This window comes from Butyricimonas sp. Marseille-P2440 (assembly GCF_900091675.1).
GTDB lineage: Bacteria > Bacteroidota > Bacteroidia > Bacteroidales > Marinifilaceae > Butyricimonas > Butyricimonas synergistica.
The window spans coordinates 912,053-932,429 of record NZ_LT594610.1 but is presented as its reverse complement, the minus strand read 5'-3'; the positions used below and the strand labels follow the sequence as shown (position 1 = coordinate 932,429).

Below are 20,377 nucleotides of genomic sequence, written 5' to 3'. Positions count from 1 at the left end.
AGCCCCTCGTTGCTTTCAGTTAATTCCTTATTAGATACTCAGATCTGCCTTATATAACGTGATACCCTCCTCGTGATACTCGCAAAAATAAACCGAACTACAATCATTCGATATCGTATAATAACCTAATTTCTCCTCCGGTTCCGGCAACTCAAATTTCTTAATCGGCTTCAAATTCCAGTCAAACACGAATATCGCCTCTTTTCGTGATTCAATTTCTTTATCTTCTTCACTTAAATACCCTTCCACCTTGCACACGATATATTTATCATTCGCTTTCATTGCCTGCACGCTCAAAATCATATCATTTGTAGTGGCAAATGACATCTCCTCCTCCGTGCGCCGGATAAAAGAATACACCTTCTCGTTTACCTCCCCGCTATTAAGATCAAGAGTGTACAATATAAACTGATCGCTCACCGCAAAAACAGCCATATCATTACCCTTCGTTTCGATTAATCCCTGAGCGTAAGTCCATTTTATCAAATCATGGGCATCAATTTGTTTATCCGTTGCCTTTTTAACATCAAAATTATCATACTTAATTGTTTCGTAAGCTTTTACCCCGTCGTTATCAAATACAGCAACCGACTTGTTATTGATTTCATCCATTTTTCCTTTCTCGAATTCAAAAGGCGGACGTATTGTTGCGATTACAGAGCCATCAGGAAACTGCGCCATACGGGAAACCAGAAGACTACCCGGGGTCGTCACCACCGTAACTTTTCTCTCCTCCACGGGAATATTATCCAGTATATCCTTTTTAGCGAAAGTTTTTATCGTGTTTCGTCCCTCGTAAAGCATCACGGCATCCCCCGTTACCTTGAATCCCGTCAATTCGTTTATTTCATTCTCGGCACTTCCCTTCCGTGCTATCACGGCTAACTTTTTCCCCGATCTCAGATCATAGCAAGCACCGCAATCCTCCTTACCGTCCTCGACATACCACAACACAGAACCGTCAATCACACAAATACCACTTCCCGCAACGGAATATTGATCAAAAACGCCAACAGCCAATTCTCCGGAAGGTTTAAATTCCAATTTCTTTGTTACTGGAAAATCCGTATCTAAAACTGTCGATTTCTTGGCAGTATCATTACAACTCCCGAAAACAATACTAACTAAAAGTAATAAAAATAAAATTTCTTTCTCCATAATTGCGGTTTTTGAAAAAAACATTGATAATAATTTGCGAATATATGCAATATTTTTAACTTTGCAAATAATATGGTTGAATTATGACATTTTCAAATAGTAACAGTTATGAAAAAAAAATTGAAGTCATTGTTATTTGCTTGTTTAGGCTTGAGTATTACGACACTCGTATTTGCAGGAGTAAGTACGGTTATTACCGTTCCCGATAAACCGGGTTGGCCATTAGCTATCGATATTTGGGAAACAGGATGTATACTAAATTACCGTGCTCCCAAAAACAATGGAGGTGAACCTGTGACAAACTATTATATTGAATACCGGAGCAATTGGGAATTATCGTGGAAATTCAGAGGAACATCTAAAACTACTGAATATCAATTCAAAGGTATGAAAGAAAATACTCAATCACAATTCCGTATCAACGCATCCAATTCCGCCGGAATAAGTAACCCATCGGACTATTCCAATTTCATAACTTTTAGAAGCGGGTTTTAATCACTACAAACTAGGTATTTTATTAACAAATCACTTTATTATTAACCATTAAAATTAGAAAACAATGAAAAGAAACATGCTAAAAACATTATTATTCGCCAGTTTAGGTATAATCATGGTGATTGTATTTACTAGTGCAAAAGAATCTATTTCCCCTCCTGATGCTCCAGGCATACCCCTTGTTATTGATATGCATAAAGACAAATGTACAATAAAATACAGAGCACCTTACAGAGATGGAGGAGCACCAATAGTAGGATATGTTGTCGAGAAAAAATATGTAACAGAGGCTCACTGGACTGTAGTAAACGTAAAAAATCTAATTACCGAACTTGAATATACCGTTGATAATTTAAGAGAAGGAGAGGATATACAATTTCGTGTTTACGCTTTAAATGTTGCAGGACGAGGTCCGGCATCAGAGCCTTGTAATCCCATAACAGTTAGAGAACTCTAATTGTTATAAAATATAATCACCCGAATAATCTATAACACGATTATTCGGGTGTTTTTTTGTACATTAAAAATAGTATTATCTATTGCACAACACTATTTCTATTTATAAATTTGTTTCGTACTAAAAATAAACCTTACAATCATGACAACAACTTTAAAAACGGCAATCTCTTACGAGAGCAAGCTAGTGAAAAGAAATTGGTTATTTTACCTTTTCATTCTTGGAGTGTTGGGATACACGGTAGGAATTTTGATCCCATGGGACAGCTTTTCTTTTAAATGGAAAGATTTCGCATTAGCATCGTCCATTCCCTTGCGCGGAATCCATTTTTTGAACCTGTTTCAATCACTAACCATCACTTTTCTTGTTTGTGACATCCAAAGAAAACAAAAAAAAGCCGAAACCCGAGAAGTACTTTCCCCACGACCTATAGGCAACGGTGAATCCTTCCTCGGGGGATTTTTAGGCATTCTTATCCCGTTTTTGGCAGTAGATGTTTTTTTCATGACCGCCTGCATATTTATCAACATATTCATACCTGATTCCCTTGTCAATCCTTGGGTTAACCTTTTTTATCTCCTCACCCGCGTCTTGCCCTCGCTGGTCTTCATCACCGGGCTCTCCTTGCTGGTAAACAGATTGGTCAAACTCCCTTTGATCAGTTGGTTTATCTTGGTCGGTTTCCTCTATTTCTCGTATAGTTATTTGCCCGTTCCTCTTCACGGGATACTGGATTTTCGAGGATATTGGTTACCAGACTCTTTCTCCTCCATCGCCGGGTTCATGTACATAGAAGACTACCTGCTCCAGCGAAGCGCATTCTTGCTGTTAGGAGTTAGTTTCCTTTATTTTGCCGCCCCCCTCACGAAAAGGCTCCCCGGCACCCCCGGTCGTACCCCTTATTTTATCCTTCCCGCTTTTTTATTACTAATGCTTTCCTTTAGCCTAGGGTACATTTACGTTAAAAAGTTTCAAACCCGCCTGGAAAACAGAATCGCCTACCGGAAAGCCTTCCAGGAATACAACAAGTACCCCACGGCACGCGTACTCGCCCACGAGATCATATATCGCCCCAACGGGAATAAATTCTCCGCAACAAGCCACATGAAAGTGGCAAACCGGCGAAAAACAAAAATGAATCAATTCCCGCTCTTTTTAAACCCGGGACTCGCGGTCAACAAAATAGAAGCCGATGGGCAAAACGTTCCCTTCCACAGGGACCGCCAAGTAATACTCGTTGAACATCCCCTCTCCCCAAGTGAAAACATTGAACTTAAAATAGAATACGAGGGAAAAATCGACGAGGATATTTATCAAACAAACATCCCCGACGAGGAGCACTTCGCACCAATCAGATTTACCTCGTTCACTGAAAATTACGGGAAACGTAGCGCATTTCTCTCGAGTGGCTTCACCTTGCTCATTCCGGAGGTAATATGGTATCCGATGGCGGTTGCTCCCGTTGCCTTGCAGGCATCCAAAGAGGTCAATTTCACCCACTACACGCTTCATGTCGAGAACCCGGGAGAGCAAACCGTTCTATCCCAAGGCGTCCCCACGAGGGAAGGAAACAGCGTCACGTTCCATAACGAGCAAAACCTCACCGGGCTAAGCCTCTGCATGGGAAATTATCACAGACGGGCAATCACCGTCGATTCCGTCACGGTTGAACTATACACCTATCCGGGGAATGACTTCTACATGAAATCTCTTGATGAATGGAAAGCCTTGAAACAACCCAAAAAACTAAAAGAAGTATCTGAAAAATGCAAACAACGAATCGAGGAGAGACACCCCGATCCGTACCCCTTCAAATACTTCAAATTGATTGAAACCCCTTCATCCTTTTTCCAAAGAACCATGTCCAGGAGAACCATGACGAACGATAACGCCCAACCGGAAATCTTGTTTTTCGAAGAACGGCTCGCCACGATCACCGACGAAACTCCAGGAACCCTTCCCTTGGGTATCTCCAAAAACAAAAGTACGCACGAATACCTGTTGACTCAAGGTATTCCCTGGTGTTTAAGAGATATGAATATCGACCATCTCTTCTCGGGGCACACTAACAATATAACATCCGACAGGTACTTGGGAATAGATTTTATATACAGCCAAATGCAAAAACCATTAAAATCGTCGGGACTTTCTATAACCCCGAAAAACCTCGCTCGTATCGCGGAGAAAGGATTGCAAGGATGCATCATGGAAGAATATAGCCTGGAACAAAATATTGCCATTTACTTGAAAGTATCACATTTGCTGGCATACCTCACGACAATTACGACCTGGGATTCCCTGAACCAGTTTATAGCGGAATTTAACACTCGTGCCCGTTTTCAGGAGATTGACTTCGATTCGTTTATTGATGAATTCGAACAACTTTTCGGGCAGAACATCCAGGCTTACATGGATGAATGGTACACGAGTCACGAGATTCCCCAATTGGCAATAAAAGACCTGACGTATAAAAAAGCAGAAGAAACGATAATTTTGGATTTCAAGGTAGGCAATTCCGGCGAAACAGACGGAATTGTTTCCGTAATCACTACATATGACAGAGGTGGACTTGAAAAAGATGAAATAAAAAACTGGAGAAGCTACCAGATTAAACCCGGGGAATATAAACACATCATTGTTCATGGAAGTGCAAAAGGCACAAACCGGTTAAACACAAACTTCTCGAACAATTTACCGGCACTAGATCCACGCTACCTCGAAAAACCATCACAATTATTAGGTCCGCTACCCGATGAAAAAGTTACTTTACTCGCGAAAAACAAATTCTATCCCCCGGGAGAGATTATTGTTGACAATGAAGACGAAAACTTCCACCTGATTGATTCAGCAAACCATCGCTTGCGATTGGCAGATCTATTCTCAAAAAAGGAAGAGATAGAATACACGAACCTATACTTTAACGAAAAAGCGAATACATGGGGACCTCCTAACTTGCATCCGATGTATTACGGAGAAAGTATCCGTAGCGCTTTTACCAAAAAAGCCGGCACCGGAAAATTCAAGGCGGAATGGGTGGCAAATCTGCAGGAAGCAGGTAAATACGAGATATTTATCTTTCGACCTAAGTTCAAAGACAACAATTATCCCGGGATGAAAAATTACTACGCGATCTACACGACAGAAGGAAAAAAAGAAATCGTCCTGGAAGTTGACAAAGATGATCCTGATTGGGTATCCCTCGGCACCTTCACTCTGTCGGCTGGAGAATCACGGGTCGTACTGGACGACCGAGGAGTTGCTTTCGAGGAACATGGAAAAAAAGTTTATCAATTAATCGTTGCCGATGCCGTAAAATGGATAAAAAGATGAGATCATCAAGAGAAGCAGTAATACCCAAATCCCACAGAAAACACACTGAAGAACCAAGATAATCATATCCCTCTCACGTTCTCGCTCCGTTGATGCCGTAGAGATGCTATAATCTCACATATAGAAACATTATAGCAAATTGGTTCATAGAACGTGCGCATGTTATATCTTCCTTGGGACTTCGGTAGAATTACTACGGGACTTCAGTAGTAAAAGGTCATACTTTTTTTGAAGGTTTATAAAGTTGCCAAGCATCAAAATGCAGATATTGGCAACTTTATAAACCTTCATTCTTCACATTATTTCGTTACTCTCACCCGGTGAGTCGTTTCCCCGGTTTCCTCGACCGCCTCGACAACATGGCGGGCTAAATCACGGAATGCCTGTCCGGTAATGGTATTCTCGTCCAGAGCCACGGGAGTACCTGCCTCTCCTCCCTCCATGATACTCTGCACGATAGGAATTTGTCCCAACAGACGCATACCCCTCTCGTCAGCCAGTTTCTTGGCACCTTCTTTACCGAAAATGTAGTATTTATTATCCGGCAATTCGGCAGGAGTAAACCAAGACATATTCTCCACCAATCCCAACACGGGAACTTGTATGCCCGGGGATTCAAACATGTTGATACCTTTTATGGCATCTGCCAACGCCACTTGCTGCGGGGTACTTACCACGATCGCCCCGCTCAAGGCTACCGTCTGCACCAGCGTCAAGTGAATATCACTCGTTCCCGGGGGAAGGTCTATCAACATGAAATCCAACTCATCCCAAAAGCCTTCTTCCACCATCTGTTTCAAGGCATTGGAAGCCATCGGGCCTCTCCACACGGTAGCGGAGTTGGGATCAACGAAGAAACCGATAGAAAGCAATTTCACCCCGTATTTTTCCACGGGATTTATCAATTCTTTCCCGCCAACCTCAACCATGTAAGGATTGGCATCTTCACAAGCGAACATTTTCGGGATGGAAGGACCAAAGATATCCGCATCCACCAACCCCACTTTATACCCCAATTTAGCCAAGGCAACAGCCAAATTGGAAGCAACGGTAGATTTACCGACGCCCCCTTTCCCGGAAGAAACGGCAATAATATGTTTCACTTTCTCTAAAGCTAACGGTTTTTCCAAGTCATGCACGAAAACCGTTTCAATCTTCACCCCCGAATAATTCAACTTTTCTTTCAGTAAAGCCTCGCATTTCTTGCTCACGGCACCAATGAACGGGTCATTCGCTTTCTGGAAAACCAAACGGAAGCTCACGTTCCCGTCTTCTACCTTAATATTCTGCACCATATCCAGTGCCACGATACTTTTCGATGTCCCGGGGTATTTCACCTCCGCCAACACGTCACGTACCTCTTTTACAAGTTCTTGCATAATATATCTAGTATGTTTTTGTAAATCTCTCTCGCGAAGATACAAATAATAAACCTCACGCAACAAGGATTTTAAATTTCCATATTCAATTTTGCATCCTCCACGATTTCACGAGCCCGGCGATTGAAACAAGCCACGATAACCTGCTCAAACTCCGGATGCTTTATCAGGAATGTCATGATCTCCCGGAGCGCGATCCGGGCGGCATCTTCCATCGGGTAACCGTAAACACCCGTGCTAACCAGGGGAAATGCCACGGTCTTCAATCCATTTTCAGCTGCCACGGCAAGGCTATTGCGATAACACGCGGCTAAAAGCTCCGGTTCCCCGTGGCGCCCGTCGGAATAAACCGGACCCACTGTATGAATCACGTGCCGGGCTTTCAAGCTATACCCTTTCGTGATCTTCGCCTCGCCGGTCTTGCATCCGCCCAAAGTGCGGCATTCCGCCAGCAACTCCTTTCCCGCGGCACGATGAATTGCCCCGTCGACACCACCACCTCCTAACAAGGAAGAATTGGCTGCATTCACGATGGCATCCACGTCCAGCGTAGTAATATCCGCCTCAATAATTTTCAATCTTTCCATAGGAACTCATTTTATCAAGTATTAACATTTCCACTTTCTTCAAATCAAACGCCTCGAAACGCTTATCTGGTTGCTCGAAACCGCTCACTTGCAGGTATACTTTCAACCTCAACTGCTGCAATGCCCGACGGAACATATCCTCGTGGTCGAAAGCCAGGGGAGGCAATTCGCGGACATCAAACCAACGAGCATCCGCCGCATCATCCTGTCCCGAAACTTTCATCCCGCAGGGATTCACCAAAGCATAAAAAGCCACCGTGATCGTTCTTCCCCGGGGATCCCTGTCCACCGCGGAAAAGGCATGAAATTGCTCCACGAAAACATCCTTCAGTCCGGTTTCCTCCTCCAACTCCCGTGCGGCACATTCCTCCACGGTTTCGTCCATATTCAGGAAGCCCCCGGGAAACGCCCAGCTTCCCTTGAAAGGCTCTCCGCCCCGCTCGATAAGCAACACTTGCAGTTTCTGTCCGTCAAAACCGAAAATCACACAATCGGTAGTCACTGACGGGCGAGGATACCGGTAACAATATTTCTCTTCCATAATTTATCTTTTATACCCGTGTATTATACTGTCGCAACCGCTCTCGAAGTTTCATACAATCGGGACAAACTTTCTTCATCAACGCCCAAAAATCGGCAGAATGGTTCTTTTCCACCGTGTGGCAAAGCTCGTGCAGGATAACGTAATCAATGATCTCGTCCGGCAACTTCATGAGTTTCACGTTCAAACTGATATTATCTTCCGACGAACAACTCCCCCAATTCGATATATTATTGCGGAAAGACAATTCCCGGTACCGGAAACCGAAACACTCGGCAAGCTCTTTCACCCTGCCCGGCAAATAGCGTTTACTCTCCATACGGTATATCTCTATCAAAAAATTCTCCACGTAAGGGGCTATCTTCTTGTAATCCGTGTTCCGGGGAATATACAAGCGAATCTCCTTACCCTCTATCTTATAATGGGGACGGGCATCATCGCAAGCGAGCACTTTCAACACGTGGAACTTCGTTTTCACCTCGGAATCCATGCCTAATCCCACCCCCGTGTCTTTTTCGTAAGTTTGTATCTTCGCGAGATTTGTTCTGATCCATTCCTGTTGCGAAACGACAAACTCTTCCACCTGTCGCCCGCTCACCCCGTAAGGAACGTTTACCCACACCCCTCTGCCCGGGGCGATACGCACCGAGAGAAAACGGATATTCATCCCCCGTCTTACCTTCACTTTCCCGATTCCCGGTAATATGATCTCGTCCTGCATAATTAAAAAAGGGCTACCGATTGTTTACTTTCGGATAGCCCTGAACCTTTTAGCTTTAAACTTTTAGTTTTTAGCTCTTACTTTTCCACGGCAGCTCTGGCTATCGTGAACTAAGCATTTTTTTTAATAACCTCGCTCAAACGAGTAAACTCACCATCTACCGTCTTCAACAACTCAATTGAAATTCCTTTATAATATGCTTTCGCTTCCTTCTTGTCGTTAAATGCCTTACGATTAGAAATTTTGCTTCTTACTTCATTCCTATATTCAACCATATCCTTCACGATATTGACAACCTCCGGGTCATTCTTCTCCGTGGTGGAATTATAATTCATACAATCAGCGATTACCGCGAAAGTCAAGTAATCAACATCTTTCTTCAATCTTCTTATACTTGCCATAACAATTGATATTTAATTTCTACAAAAGTAATAAAGATTACGTCCAAATCAAACAATCGGGCGACTAAAAATTCCCCCGTCCCGCTTCCAGCATCATGTCCAGCACCAACATGGCAGCCATAGCTTCCACTACCGGAACGGCACGAGGCACAACGCACGGGTCATGCCGCCCGTGTGCCGAGAAAAGGACCGCCTTACCCGAACGGTCTACCGTCCGTTGTTCCCGTCCTATCGTCGCCACGGGCTTGAAAGCCACCCGGAAATAAACATCCTCCCCGCTTGTAATGCCACCCAATATGCCTCCGGCATGATTGGTCAACGGCTTCACCAGCCCGTCCGCTATCGTGAAAACATCATTATGCTCGCTTCCCCGCATGGCAGCAGCCCGAAAACCTTCCCCGTACTCGAATCCTTTGGCAGCATTTATACCCATCATATAATGCCCCAAACGAGCTTGGAAACGGTCGAAAACAGGTTCACCCACGCCTACCGGAATACCCCGTATCACGCAACTCACCACCCCTCCGATACTATCCCCTTCCGCTTTCACCTTCCGTATCAAATCCTCCATTTCCCCTGCCAGCTTCTCGTCCGGGCAACGAACCGCATTCGCATCAACCCGGCTTAAATCCAACCCCGTGTACGGTTTATCCAACTCCACGTGACCGATCTGTGACGTGTACCCCTGCACGGAAACTCCCCGGGTACGGAGTATTTGCTTGGCTATCGCTCCCGCCACCACACGTGCCACGTGTTCGCGTGCCGACGAACGTCCCCCGCCCCTGTAATCCCGGATTCCGTATTTCTTTTCCAGTGTAAAATCCGCGTGCGACGGACGGAACACGTCTTTCATCTCTTCATAATCCCGGCTCCGCTGGTCACGGTTGCGCACGATAAAACCGATCGGCATCCCCGTCGTCACCCCCTCGAGGATACCGGAAAGCAATTCCACCTTATCCTCCTCCTTCCTCTCGGTTGTCAAATCCGACTGTCCCGGTCTGCGCCGGTCGAGTTCCCATTGCACCTCATCCGTCGATAAAACAAATCCCGCCGGACAACCGTCAATAACTCCTCCCATCGCCTCCCCGTGCGATTCCCCGAATGATGTCAACGTGTATAACTTCCCGATCGTATTCATTTGGTTCAATTGAAAATTGAAAATTGAAAATTGAAAATGAAGGAATCATAATCAATCGTGCAATTTCCAACGGTTTATTAGAACTTCAAATATAGCAAAAATGGAAAACCAAGATCACGAGAACCCTAATTTTCCATTTTCAATTTTGCATTTTCAATTAGATCAGTGGCAGCAACCGTCACTACAACCGGAACCGCATCCACCGTTGTCAGAACCACAACCGTGACATCCGCCACACTTGTGTGAATGCAATGCTTCCAATTCCTCGTCGGTAGCATCTCTCACGGCCAACACCTTGCCTTTAAAATACAAATCCTTGCCAGCCATCGGGTGATTGAAATCCATCTTCACAGTATCTTCCCCAACCTCGACAATCGTACCGTTCAAATGGCGTCCCAGGCTATCCTGCATGGGCAACACGTTCCCGGGTTGCAACTCACCTTCCTCGACCTCGGCAAATATATCTTTAGGCAAATCTACAATCATGTCCTCGTTCACCTCACCGTAACCGTTTGCTGCCGGAATATGGAAATCGAAAGAATTTCCGGTATTCAAGTTCAACAGATTCATCTCGAAATATTCAAGCGTCTGCCCTTGCCCGCAAATAAATTCCAGCGGCGTACTGGCATCCGCAATCTCGATGGGTTCTGCATCCGCTGCCGTTCTCAGCTCGTAGCTCACGGTTACATGCTTATTCTTTGTTATCATCTCTTTGTTTTTTAATTATTCAAGACGCAAAGTTACAATTAAAAGCTGAAAGCGAAAAGTTAAAAAACAGGTAAAACAGAACGGACACGTTAAAACGCATCCGCCCTGTTTTAATGAGATTCCCTAATCTTGATATATAGTAAACCCTCTCTAGTTATTCAACGATAACCACCCGGTTCATAACTTTGTCAGAGAAGTCACTGACTCCACCTTTACCGACAACTTCAAGTTGGCTGGCATTCACCCCGAATTTCTTAACCAGAGCATCGGCAACACTACGAGCCCGTTTCTCACTCAACGCTTGGTTGAACGCAACTGAACCTGTGGCTTTATCGGCATAACCGTACACTTTATATTTCTTACTCGGTGAATTTTTAATCACCTCGGCATAAGATTTCAGGTTTTCCAGTTGGCGCTTATCAAGATTTGCCTTGTTTATCGCGAAGAACACGTACAAAGCAGGAGTCTTCACCTCTTGTTTTGCTACCGGTTGTTTCTGGCGAGCCTGATCCAATTCGCTCTGCAACTTGTCAGCACGACGAATAGCATCTGCCAAGCGGGCTTCTGCCGCCGTCAACATCTCAGGAGAAACACCCGTGTTAACGATCACCTTTTCATTCTTTGCTTTCTTGAAAAAACGGTCTTTAAATTTGTAAGTAAACCCGGCTGTTAAGCTCACTAACCCTTCACCTCTGTGGCGATCCGTCTGTCCGTCAAATTCCTGCGGCACCAAATGTCCCCTGATCTCCACGTTAAAATCAAAAGCATCCGAGATACGGAACTTATTGTTAATACCACTCACGAACATAAATTTAGTACTACCGCCGCCCGTGTAAGCATGTATCATACCGAATCCGGCAAGGAACACCGTTTCATAAAAACGATCCGTGCGATACCCGCCAATCCAGTTGGCAAGATTCACCAAACCGTCAACATGTACATTAAACTCGTCCCAGTCCTGTTTATACAGCCCGCGGGCATCGGCTGCCCCTTCGGCATAAATATTATTAGGATCGTTCGTCCTTCCCTTCAAGTTAAATCCCCCGGCTTGCACTCTCACTCCGAAAGTCGGCAGAAACCACTTACCCACAGCAATATCAAACGACGGGCTTATACGCCGCCCGAAGCGGCTATGCTGATCTTGTTCCCCGAAATAGACCTGTCCACCAGCTCCAGCCGAAATGAACCAATTGTCCCAGAAGCGATTAGTTACGAATCCCCGCCATGAACCGGCTTCTTCTTCCACTATTACGGTCTCTTTTGCCTGTTGTGCTGAAGTGAGTAAAGGCAATACCACTACCAGCAGCATAAAAAATGTCTTTTTCATACTCTCTACATTATTTATAATTTTGTCGATTATTTGCTAATATATAGCTTCTTTATAGTACCTGAAAATACGGTAACGCTTGTAAAAACGTTACAGAAAATACAAACAAAAATTGTGTAAAAATATAATTTAACAAATTCACACATATTACCTATTAAAGCCAAATGAAATAAATAGCCATATAACTATTTACTAATCATATAACAAACCATCGAATCCATTTCCTGCCACAGGAACATCTCATGAATGTTACAATCACTAAAATTTTCCCCTTCCCTATTGTAGAATCAAAAACAAGTACTATATTTGCAACCGCAAACAGGAATAACAGCGGTTATTCCACCCTGTATTCAAAGATTGGTTCGGTAGTTCAGCTGGTTAGAATACATGCCTGTCACGCATGGGGTCGCGGGTTCGAGTCCCGTCCGAACCGCAAAAACACTGTATTTCACTTGAAATACAGTGTTTTTTTGTCCCTTAATCAATGTTTGGCTACCAATCGATTACAATCAACGAGAGAATGGCAATTTTTCTGTATAAGTTGGCGATTATTCCTGTTTTTCCTTTTTCCGGTACTCGGAAATGCTTTCCCCCGTCATTTTCTTGAAAAAACGGCTAAAGGCGGCAATATCCTCAAATCCCAGAATCGAGCCGATCTCTTTCGCACTTTTACTCGTGTAGAGCAACAAGCGTTTGGTTTCTGCCTCCACCCGCCCGTGGATTACCTGCAAGGGACTCGGGAAGCCGTATTCCGAGAACAGGTTGGACAGCGTCTTAGGTGTACGGAACAACAAGTCATCACGACGTTACCGTTCATCCGGATATTAAGACAATATTCCATAGCAAGCCTATTTTTTCCAAAAATACACAATAAAGGAACACAATGGACAAACTACGGCATAAAATAAAAAAAGAAAGTAGCTGGCGAGGAGTGTCCATGGATAAAACGTGTGTGGTACTGAAATATGGAAACCAGCTACTTTCAATTAACAACTAAAATCTGCAACGTTCACAATAAACGCCAAACTCTGCTATCGAAAGCGTCCCGTTAAACTTCAACGCTGTTATTCGCACGGCATCTCCCCACACGGTGTCAAAACGATGAATTTTCACCCGAGAGCTCGCGAGAACCTTTCCCTCGTAAATTGTTTTCCACACGCCATTTACGCGATACTCTATACGATACTCCTGCATACAATCGTTGTTTCGTTCCGTGATAACCACCATATTGAAAGGTTGTTCCCGACCAAGAACTACGGTCAACCATGGAGTTTTTACCTCTGGATTAGAATTCCAACATGTACCGAAATTATCGTCATTAGCAAAATCCATTATAGCATAATCACTACTCCATCCTCCTTCGGCAGGTTTGAATTTGGCTATATTGGAAGAAATAATCGGAGCCTCTGTTTCGGGGAGTATAGCTACTTGACCATCATTCTTCCAGAGTTTACCGATTTCTTTCAGTGCTTTCAACGCATTAGCATCCATAAGCCCTTCCCTATTGGGTGCTACATTCAAAATAAAATTACAATATACCTTCCCCATCGGAATAATATTCTCGTTCACCATGCTTTCCGGATTCTTCACTGCCGTGGAAGGAAAACTTTCTTTCCAAAACCAATTGGCTTGCAACGGCAAACAAGATAATGCCGGTAAACGATTGGATTCTTTGGAAATATGTTGTCCCGCCCCCTGCTCGTAAGATTTTATATCCGTGTAGAACAACGCTTCCGCCGGATACTTAGCGGCATTCAAATCCATCACCAGACAATCGGGTTGGAGCGATTTAACCAAACGATAAATATCTTCAAAAGGAATCTCATCATACGAGATACGAGACCATGGAGCATCCCACCCATCAATAATCAAAGCACTAATTTCCCCGTAATTCGTGAGCAATTCACGAATCTGCTCTTTGATCATCTCCACGTGTTTCGGGGTGATACAATGTGGGCGCAACCGGGCATGCATATCCAGTATAGAATAGTAAAGCATCACTTTCAATCCCTCAGCCCGGAAAGCATCGGCATATTCTTTCACCACATCACGCTTAAACGGGCTACTCATGACACTATAATCAGTAGTTTTGGTATCCCAAATACAGAATCCGCTATGATGCTTCGTGGTCAAACACCCATAAGTCATATTTGCCGACTTCGCCGCTTTCGCCCATTGCTTACAATCCAATTTGGTCGGATTGAAAAGTGCAGGCGAAGCATCCGGATCAGGCCAATCTTCATTAAAATAAGTCGGCATATTAAAATGAATAAACATACCGAAACGCAAGTCCACGAACTCCTGTTGTAACTGGTGGAGCGATTTACCTTGGGCATACACCAACTGTATGGAAATCATTCCCAGAAATAAAACTATAAGCCATCTCTTCATCTCACAATAATCACTAAATTAATTATCTATCTTATCTGCTATTTACGAATCCCCCAATTCACCACTCAACCTATCTGCCTTTTCTACGAATCCAAATAAAAATCCCCCCGAAAGCCAAGAGCATGGGCAAAATAGCTACAAACGACCATTTAACCACCTCATATCCCGTTCTATTCACATACACTTTATCATCCGGCAAATCGGGACGTCTTATATCAATCGGCACCTCCCCATTTGATAACCAACAAAAAACTCCCGTGATCAACGTATAATTCGATGCCTGCTTCCCGGCAAGCCTTCGTCCAAATTCGCCATTACTGATACAATCCGCATCACCCGTTAAAACAATTTTCTGTACTTTATCCCCAACACTTTTAGACAATGCCACGACCGTGGAATAATGCTTTTCTACCTCCCCTATCGAAGGATTCAAACGGACTACGCCATCAACAAAATCAGTCGTTTCCAATTCATTCCAAACATCGGTTGTATCCGTCTTGAACATGGGAATCACTTTATATCCCTTATCAGCAACTTGTTCCAACCCCGCGACACTCGGTGTCGACAACACGAATTTACGCGTATACATACGCTCGAATTCATAAGAAATACTATCAACGGCTTCTTTCGTCGGATAAGAAAGAATCACATCCGCCTGGAGGTTTGAATCCCGCTTAACCAACACGCCATCTGTCATCTCGAAACCGAACTTGGCGAAGAGTGGATTCATGACCTCTCGACGCTTGGGTTCTCCCAAGATAAATAAATTTCCGCCACGTTCAATATATTGCTGCAAATTAAGCTCTTCTTCCGGAGTCAACCATTCACGCATATCAGAAATCACAATGATATTGATATTTTCCGGTATTCCCCTGCCCAAAGAAACACGTTCCACTTCAAATCCCTGGTTCATCAAAGCGTTACGGAAGTTTTTTTCGCTTGCGAACAAACTATAATCCCGATCTTTTCCACCTTCACAACTCCGTTCCCCATGTCCCTCGACCATCCCCACGACCGGAAGTTTCATCACCATCCGTTTAAAGGCAGCTGAAATCTCCCGTTCCGTCGGGAAACGCTGCATATCATTATATATCCTTAACCACGCTTTCTCACCATTCTCCCGTACAATTTGACGGACAAAAGTATTTTTTTCTCCCGATAAATCAATTTTTGCACGAATTTCTTCCGGGCTCATGAATCTATTTGAATCCAATCCATACACCTTACATACTTCACACATCTTTTCTCGCAACGTTTTACCCGGGAAACGTCTATCCAAATCTGGATTCGGGGTTTCATCATAATAATACACGTATTTCAATTTCATATCCGGCTTGAAACGCAAATATTGATCAAAACGCTCCATATCCGGCTTCAAAAAGTTGTATGCCGCAAACCATGATCCACCAGGCTCCAGGACATTAATATAAGTAGTAATCGTCACCCCTCCATCCAATTTAGCCACAATTTCCTGGCTATTGGGTGTCAACGTGTTCTGTTTGGTTTCCGTCACGTCACAATACACCTTCATTGGAGGAAGCGAAGAAAGATAACCTAAAAAACAACATAAAAAAATCACCCCAAGATTCTTCCCCACGGTAATAGAAAAACGGATTTTTTGTCTTACGGCATTCAAACGAATAATCGTCAATGCCAGGAACAAGCATATAACGATGATAAAATAAAGCAAATCCTCGCTACAAATTAACCCGTTCACGAATTTACCACATCGTCCGGATATCGCCAGCCAATAAGTTACATCCCGTACAAAATCATATTCTTGCCACCATCCGCCGATCATGTTCAAGATCATCAACACCGCCAATGTGCCAATTGCCGCGACAATTTGATATGATGTTAACGAAGACATAAAAATACCGATTGCCGCATAAGCACAAATTAATAAATATAACCCCAACAATCCGGTCAACACCAAGGGAAAATCAAAATCCTTGACAAAGCCCCAGCTACATAAAACAAGTAAAAAAAGTACGCCAATCATAACGAAGGCGTAAATCATCATAGAGAAAAACTTACCCACGATAATCTGAAAATTAGTGATCGGGGAAGAATACAATAAACGAATAGCCCCACTACTCAAATCCTTACTAACCAACCCCATGGTCAAAAGAGGTATGTAATAATACAAATACTTCTGCATAATCACGAAAACACCACCCCAGTAAACCGAGAAAAGGCGTTGCGTGCATCCATAAGGAATATATCCCATTTCTTGGGAAGACACGGTATTCTGAAGTTGACCGGCAAACTGCAATCCGGCTTGTATGCCGAAAGCAACCAATATAAACCACGCGACAGGAGAATAAAACAACATCTGTAACTCCGTTTTCGCTATATTAAATATCATTTTAAACATAACCCTACTCTTTTATTGTACTTTTTTAGATAATTCCGCGAATATTTTATCCAAAGAACTTTTCTCCACTCTAATTTCAGATAAATGCCAATCATGAATCGCGCATTGCTTTACAATATCATCAATAGCTCCTTGAGCATCATTAAAACGGACACGGAATTTCCTCTCTCCTAATTCTTCCACGCCCAACACGTTTTCTAAACTATTCAATACTTCCACGGCAGGAGGATCCACGATAGAAAGATAGAGCGTATTAGGAACTATATAATTATCAAATTCATCCACGCTACCCATGAAAACAAGCTTTCCCTGCTCAATCATCATGATATGATCGCAAGTTGCTTGCACCTCCGGCAAAATATGAGTTGAGAGAATTACCGTGCGCTCTTGCGCTATATCCTTTATCAAATGACGCACCTCCATTATTTGATTAGGATCCAATCCGTTCGTCGGCTCATCAAATATCACGATGTCTGGTTTATGGATTATGGCTTGCGCTATTCCCACGCGCTGTTGGTATCCCCCGGAAAGATTTTTTATCAAACGTTGTCGGAAATGAGTGATACCACAACGGGATAGAACTTCTTCCACGGCAGACTTCTGTTTCCTACTCGGCACCCAGCGCAAACGGGCTGAATAACGTAAAAACTCCTCCACGGTCAAATCCCCGTACAAAGGCGGCTTTTGAGGCAAAAAACCGATATGACGTTTCGCGTCAATCGATGACTTTCGGGCATCTATGCCCTGAATATAAACCTTCCCCTCGGTTTGCTTGATAACCCCACAGATAATATTCATCGTGGTCGACTTACCCGCCCCGTTGGAGCCGAGCAACCCGTAAATCCCTCGCTTAGGAATTTCAAAACTAATATCCCTTACCGCCCATTGAATATTATAACGGTGGGACAAATGTTCAATTTTTAAAATAGATTCTTGCATAAATTTAATACATAAACAACACAACATTCCCTGCCAAAAGAATATTTTGGCTTTATATCTTGTAAACCTAAAAAATTGTTTTTCAAGAGTAGGGGTAAAAACCCCTACTCAAAATATATTACCACGGGGCACTTGATCCACTACTATTCGAAAAATTCCCGTACTTAAATATCACCTGTTTGATCTCTCCCAGATCAACATCATCGGGTGATTCATACATATTTCCCGCAGCCCATGGATCGGGTGAACCCAACACCTGATCTATCGAGTGGAATATAAAGAATTTTCCTCCTTCCAACGCAATCAACAACCGTTCGCCATTATAATCCCGAGTTAAATGTGTAACATTCCTGTCAAAATCATGTATCGGATACACGATCTGCCTCATCCCTCCGGTTTCATTACGAAACTCACAACAGTATAACGACTTCCCTTCAGCAAAGTACATATACTTTCCATTTCTCTGCAGAGCATACACCGTGCGATCAGATACTTTATCAGAACCTTCAAACCGCCACTTACCTTTATTCGACAAGTTAATATTCGTAGAACTATATTGCTTGGCCAACGTGAAATTTTGAACATAAAATTCATCCCCCTTTTTGAATACACACCGATAATTCCCACTACCGTAAGCACCGTCCTCGTAAGTGGTCACCCAAACCAAAGAATATTCGCCAAAATTTGTCAAGTTTACAAACTCATCGGAATTTGCCGAATTATCCTGAATTTCACACTGTTTCCCTGATGTCGGATCACCATTGGTAGAAATAGCCACAAACCGGTTATTCGCTTTATCATGCATCAACAATAAACCAGCCCAAAAATGAGCGGGAATGATCCTGTCAATATAAGTATTTGCCTTGTCAAAATCAAAGGGTATACTCATAAAACGAGCCAAATGAAAACCGTCCGGTTGAGTGGCTTTAGGATAAATATACCGGGAATAAGCTTTCCCGTCATCCCCTATCATCACATCGATAGAACTACAAAACGCCAACAACTTCGGATACACGCCCTCCGGATAACCACCATAAAACTCATCTTCCAAGGCAACTTCTTTATTTAACAACGCCCCGTTCAAAGAAACACATCCCCCCTCTTTCTGAAGTATCGTCAACTCATCTCCACCCTTATTCGGAGTAGTGAAATTCTCCGCAATATAAAACGGTTTCCGCCCTAAAGGATCATCCGGATACAAGGAACTATAAAGATTATAAAAAGGAGTATAATAATACGGGCTGTTCTCAGGCTTTTCCAATCGCAAAAAATGAAGTTCTGTCGCTCCATTACTCTTTTCAGTCAAAAGGGCAAACCCATACTTATACGGAGAATCGATCTGCAGAGACACCGAACCGGTATATACCTGCCCGGACTTCCGATCCGTCACGAATAGATCAAGAGCATAAATCTTACATACCCCTTCATGCGTGTATTTCAACACGCGTTCATGTGAAATAACCGTTGTGTCAAGTTTCCACGTGTAATCAAACTCCAATGTATCCGACGGATTTTGAAATGTCAACCTCGGGGCAACTGTAAGTTCTTCCCCAAGATAACCGTAAATCGTGTACGTACCCTCCGGTTTCACGGTAACCGTCACCTCGTTTACTTCAATATAATCATAGTTTCCCTTGTCCTCGTAGCATCCGCTAAATAACCACGAAAACACTATTCCCAAAAATATAATCGCTTTTTTCATCATATATTCCATTTAGTCAACCTCCAATTACAGTCACGGTCATTTCCGTGTGTCCGTCTTTCTCGTACACGGTTTCATCGTTTGCCTTTTTTTCATTCAAATACTTTTTCAAGAGCAACGCATTATAACGACAAGCCGCAGTATCGTCCGAATCCAAATATCCGAGACCGGTAACCTCAATGAACAACCGGTACTTTTCATCAGAATAACTCCCCAAATAACTATTCACGATCGTACTATTCCACCAATCCGGTCGAGAAATCTTGTCATTTATCCAAATGATTCGAGCGGTATGAGATGTCTCCCCAAGCATAAAATCCCGAGTCGGTTCCAGACGAACGGTCAATCTTACAGGTGCCGTTTGCAAATCCGGAGTTTTTATTAACTTTATCATCAACTCGCTTCGTTCCTCATTTTTTTCCAGCACACAACGTTCTGGCAATATATAATTCTTCGAGGTAGCCGTCGTGTAATCATCCACGACAACGATCTTATACTCTCTCTCCCGATCTTCCGGCTTCCCGACCAATTTCACACCCAAAGGATACTCTATCGTATCCTTGTTCGGGTAAAAAGTAAAAGAAAACTCCAAAGAATCTGTCATCTTGCCCGTGAACTGAATATAAGCATCATTGCCATAAGTCATGATATGCTCTCGTTCACAACCGGAAAAAAGATACAACACTCCTAATATTAATAATATTCGTTTCATAAATTCTTTTATTA

Annotated in this window: 17 protein-coding genes, 1 tRNA gene and 1 pseudogene; 4 read left to right on the top strand and 15 right to left on the bottom strand. The window is 43.3% G+C overall.

What is annotated here, in order from left to right:
• Window positions 1–30 precede the first annotated feature (30 nt).
• Window positions 31–1,158, bottom strand: a complete 1,128-nt coding sequence (locus BN8899_RS14925; protein WP_231932379.1) for a hypothetical protein — start codon at window positions 1,156–1,158, stop codon at window positions 31–33.
• A gap of 108 nt (window positions 1,159–1,266) precedes the next feature.
• On the opposite strand from BN8899_RS14925, the gene BN8899_RS14920 reads away from it, so the two are divergent.
• From BN8899_RS14920 to BN8899_RS14910, 3 genes are all read left to right on the top strand, one after another.
• Window positions 1,267–1,653, top strand: a complete 387-nt coding sequence (locus tag BN8899_RS14920) for a fibronectin type III domain-containing protein (RefSeq protein ID WP_065219998.1) — start codon at window positions 1,267–1,269, stop codon at window positions 1,651–1,653.
• Between the two features lie 64 nt (window positions 1,654–1,717).
• Window positions 1,718–2,110 (top strand): fibronectin type III domain-containing protein, encoded by a 393-nt coding sequence (locus BN8899_RS14915; RefSeq protein ID WP_065219997.1) that lies wholly within the window; start codon window positions 1,718–1,720, stop codon window positions 2,108–2,110.
• 141 nt (window positions 2,111–2,251) lie between these two features.
• Entirely contained in the window at window positions 2,252–5,440 is a 3,189-nt protein-coding gene (locus tag BN8899_RS14910) for a golvesin C-terminal-like domain-containing protein (RefSeq protein WP_065219996.1), read from the top strand.
• Window positions 5,441–5,739: 299 nt separating this feature from the next.
• Here BN8899_RS14910 and BN8899_RS14905 read toward each other — a convergent pair whose 3' ends face one another.
• From BN8899_RS14905 to BN8899_RS14870, 8 genes are all read right to left on the bottom strand, one after another.
• A complete protein-coding gene (locus BN8899_RS14905; RefSeq protein ID WP_018336765.1) occupies window positions 5,740–6,819 on the bottom strand; it encodes an Mrp/NBP35 family ATP-binding protein in 1,080 nt (359 codons plus the stop codon).
• A gap of 71 nt (window positions 6,820–6,890) precedes the next feature.
• Window positions 6,891–7,406, bottom strand: coding sequence for an O-acetyl-ADP-ribose deacetylase (locus BN8899_RS14900; RefSeq protein ID WP_065219995.1), 516 nt, complete (start codon window positions 7,404–7,406; stop codon window positions 6,891–6,893).
• The gene (locus BN8899_RS14895; RefSeq protein ID WP_065219994.1) at window positions 7,384–7,947 is read right to left on the bottom strand and encodes an NUDIX domain-containing protein; all 564 of its coding nucleotides are present in this window, start codon (window positions 7,945–7,947) and stop codon (window positions 7,384–7,386) included. The genes BN8899_RS14900 and BN8899_RS14895 overlap by 23 nt, the downstream gene beginning before the upstream one ends.
• A 10-nt stretch (window positions 7,948–7,957) precedes the next feature.
• Window positions 7,958–8,668 carry a M48 family metallopeptidase gene (locus BN8899_RS14890; RefSeq protein ID WP_065219993.1) on the bottom strand — a complete coding sequence of 237 codons (711 nt, stop codon included), beginning with the start codon at window positions 8,666–8,668 and terminating at the stop codon, window positions 7,958–7,960.
• A 110-nt stretch (window positions 8,669–8,778) separates the two neighbouring features.
• On the bottom strand, window positions 8,779–9,069 hold the full coding sequence (locus BN8899_RS14885; protein WP_018336769.1) for a hypothetical protein: 291 nt from the start codon (window positions 9,067–9,069) through the stop codon (window positions 8,779–8,781).
• A 64-nt stretch (window positions 9,070–9,133) separates the two neighbouring features.
• Complete coding sequence (gene aroC / locus BN8899_RS14880) at window positions 9,134–10,207, bottom strand: chorismate synthase (RefSeq protein ID WP_065219992.1); 1,074 nt, start codon at window positions 10,205–10,207, stop codon at window positions 9,134–9,136.
• 162 nt (window positions 10,208–10,369) lie between these two features.
• A complete protein-coding gene (locus BN8899_RS14875; RefSeq protein ID WP_018336771.1) occupies window positions 10,370–10,915 on the bottom strand; it encodes an FKBP-type peptidyl-prolyl cis-trans isomerase in 546 nt (181 codons plus the stop codon).
• Between the two features lie 154 nt (window positions 10,916–11,069).
• Window positions 11,070–12,242, bottom strand: coding sequence for an OmpA family protein (locus BN8899_RS14870; protein WP_065219991.1), 1,173 nt, complete (start codon window positions 12,240–12,242; stop codon window positions 11,070–11,072).
• 359 nt (window positions 12,243–12,601) lie between these two features.
• Between BN8899_RS14870 and BN8899_RS14865 the strand changes: the two genes are divergently transcribed.
• Window positions 12,602–12,675: transfer RNA gene (locus BN8899_RS14865), tRNA-Asp, on the top strand.
• 115 nt (window positions 12,676–12,790) lie between these two features.
• Here the strand turns inward: BN8899_RS14865 and BN8899_RS14860 are convergent.
• The 6 genes and pseudogenes from BN8899_RS14860 to BN8899_RS14835 form a co-directional block, all read right to left on the bottom strand.
• Window positions 12,791–13,039, bottom strand: a pseudogene (locus BN8899_RS14860) (helix-turn-helix domain-containing protein); the annotation flags it as partial.
• A gap of 196 nt (window positions 13,040–13,235) precedes the next feature.
• Entirely contained in the window at window positions 13,236–14,633 is a 1,398-nt protein-coding gene (locus tag BN8899_RS14855) for an alpha-L-fucosidase (protein ID WP_026207314.1), read from the bottom strand.
• 70 nt (window positions 14,634–14,703) lie between these two features.
• Window positions 14,704–17,010: a Gldg family protein gene (locus tag BN8899_RS14850; RefSeq protein WP_065219989.1), complete on the bottom strand. Its 2,307-nt coding sequence runs from the start codon at window positions 17,008–17,010 to the stop codon at window positions 14,704–14,706.
• Window positions 17,011–17,022: 12 nt separating this feature from the next.
• On the bottom strand, window positions 17,023–17,949 hold the full coding sequence (locus BN8899_RS14845; RefSeq protein WP_018336776.1) for an ABC transporter ATP-binding protein: 927 nt from the start codon (window positions 17,947–17,949) through the stop codon (window positions 17,023–17,025).
• Window positions 17,950–18,067: 118 nt separating this feature from the next.
• Window positions 18,068–19,654 (bottom strand): PKD-like family lipoprotein, encoded by a 1,587-nt coding sequence (locus BN8899_RS14840; protein WP_222860558.1) that lies wholly within the window; start codon window positions 19,652–19,654, stop codon window positions 18,068–18,070.
• Window positions 19,655–19,667: 13 nt separating this feature from the next.
• On the bottom strand, window positions 19,668–20,363 hold the full coding sequence (locus BN8899_RS14835; protein WP_065219987.1) for a DUF4843 domain-containing protein: 696 nt from the start codon (window positions 20,361–20,363) through the stop codon (window positions 19,668–19,670).
• Window positions 20,364–20,377 lie beyond the last annotated feature (14 nt).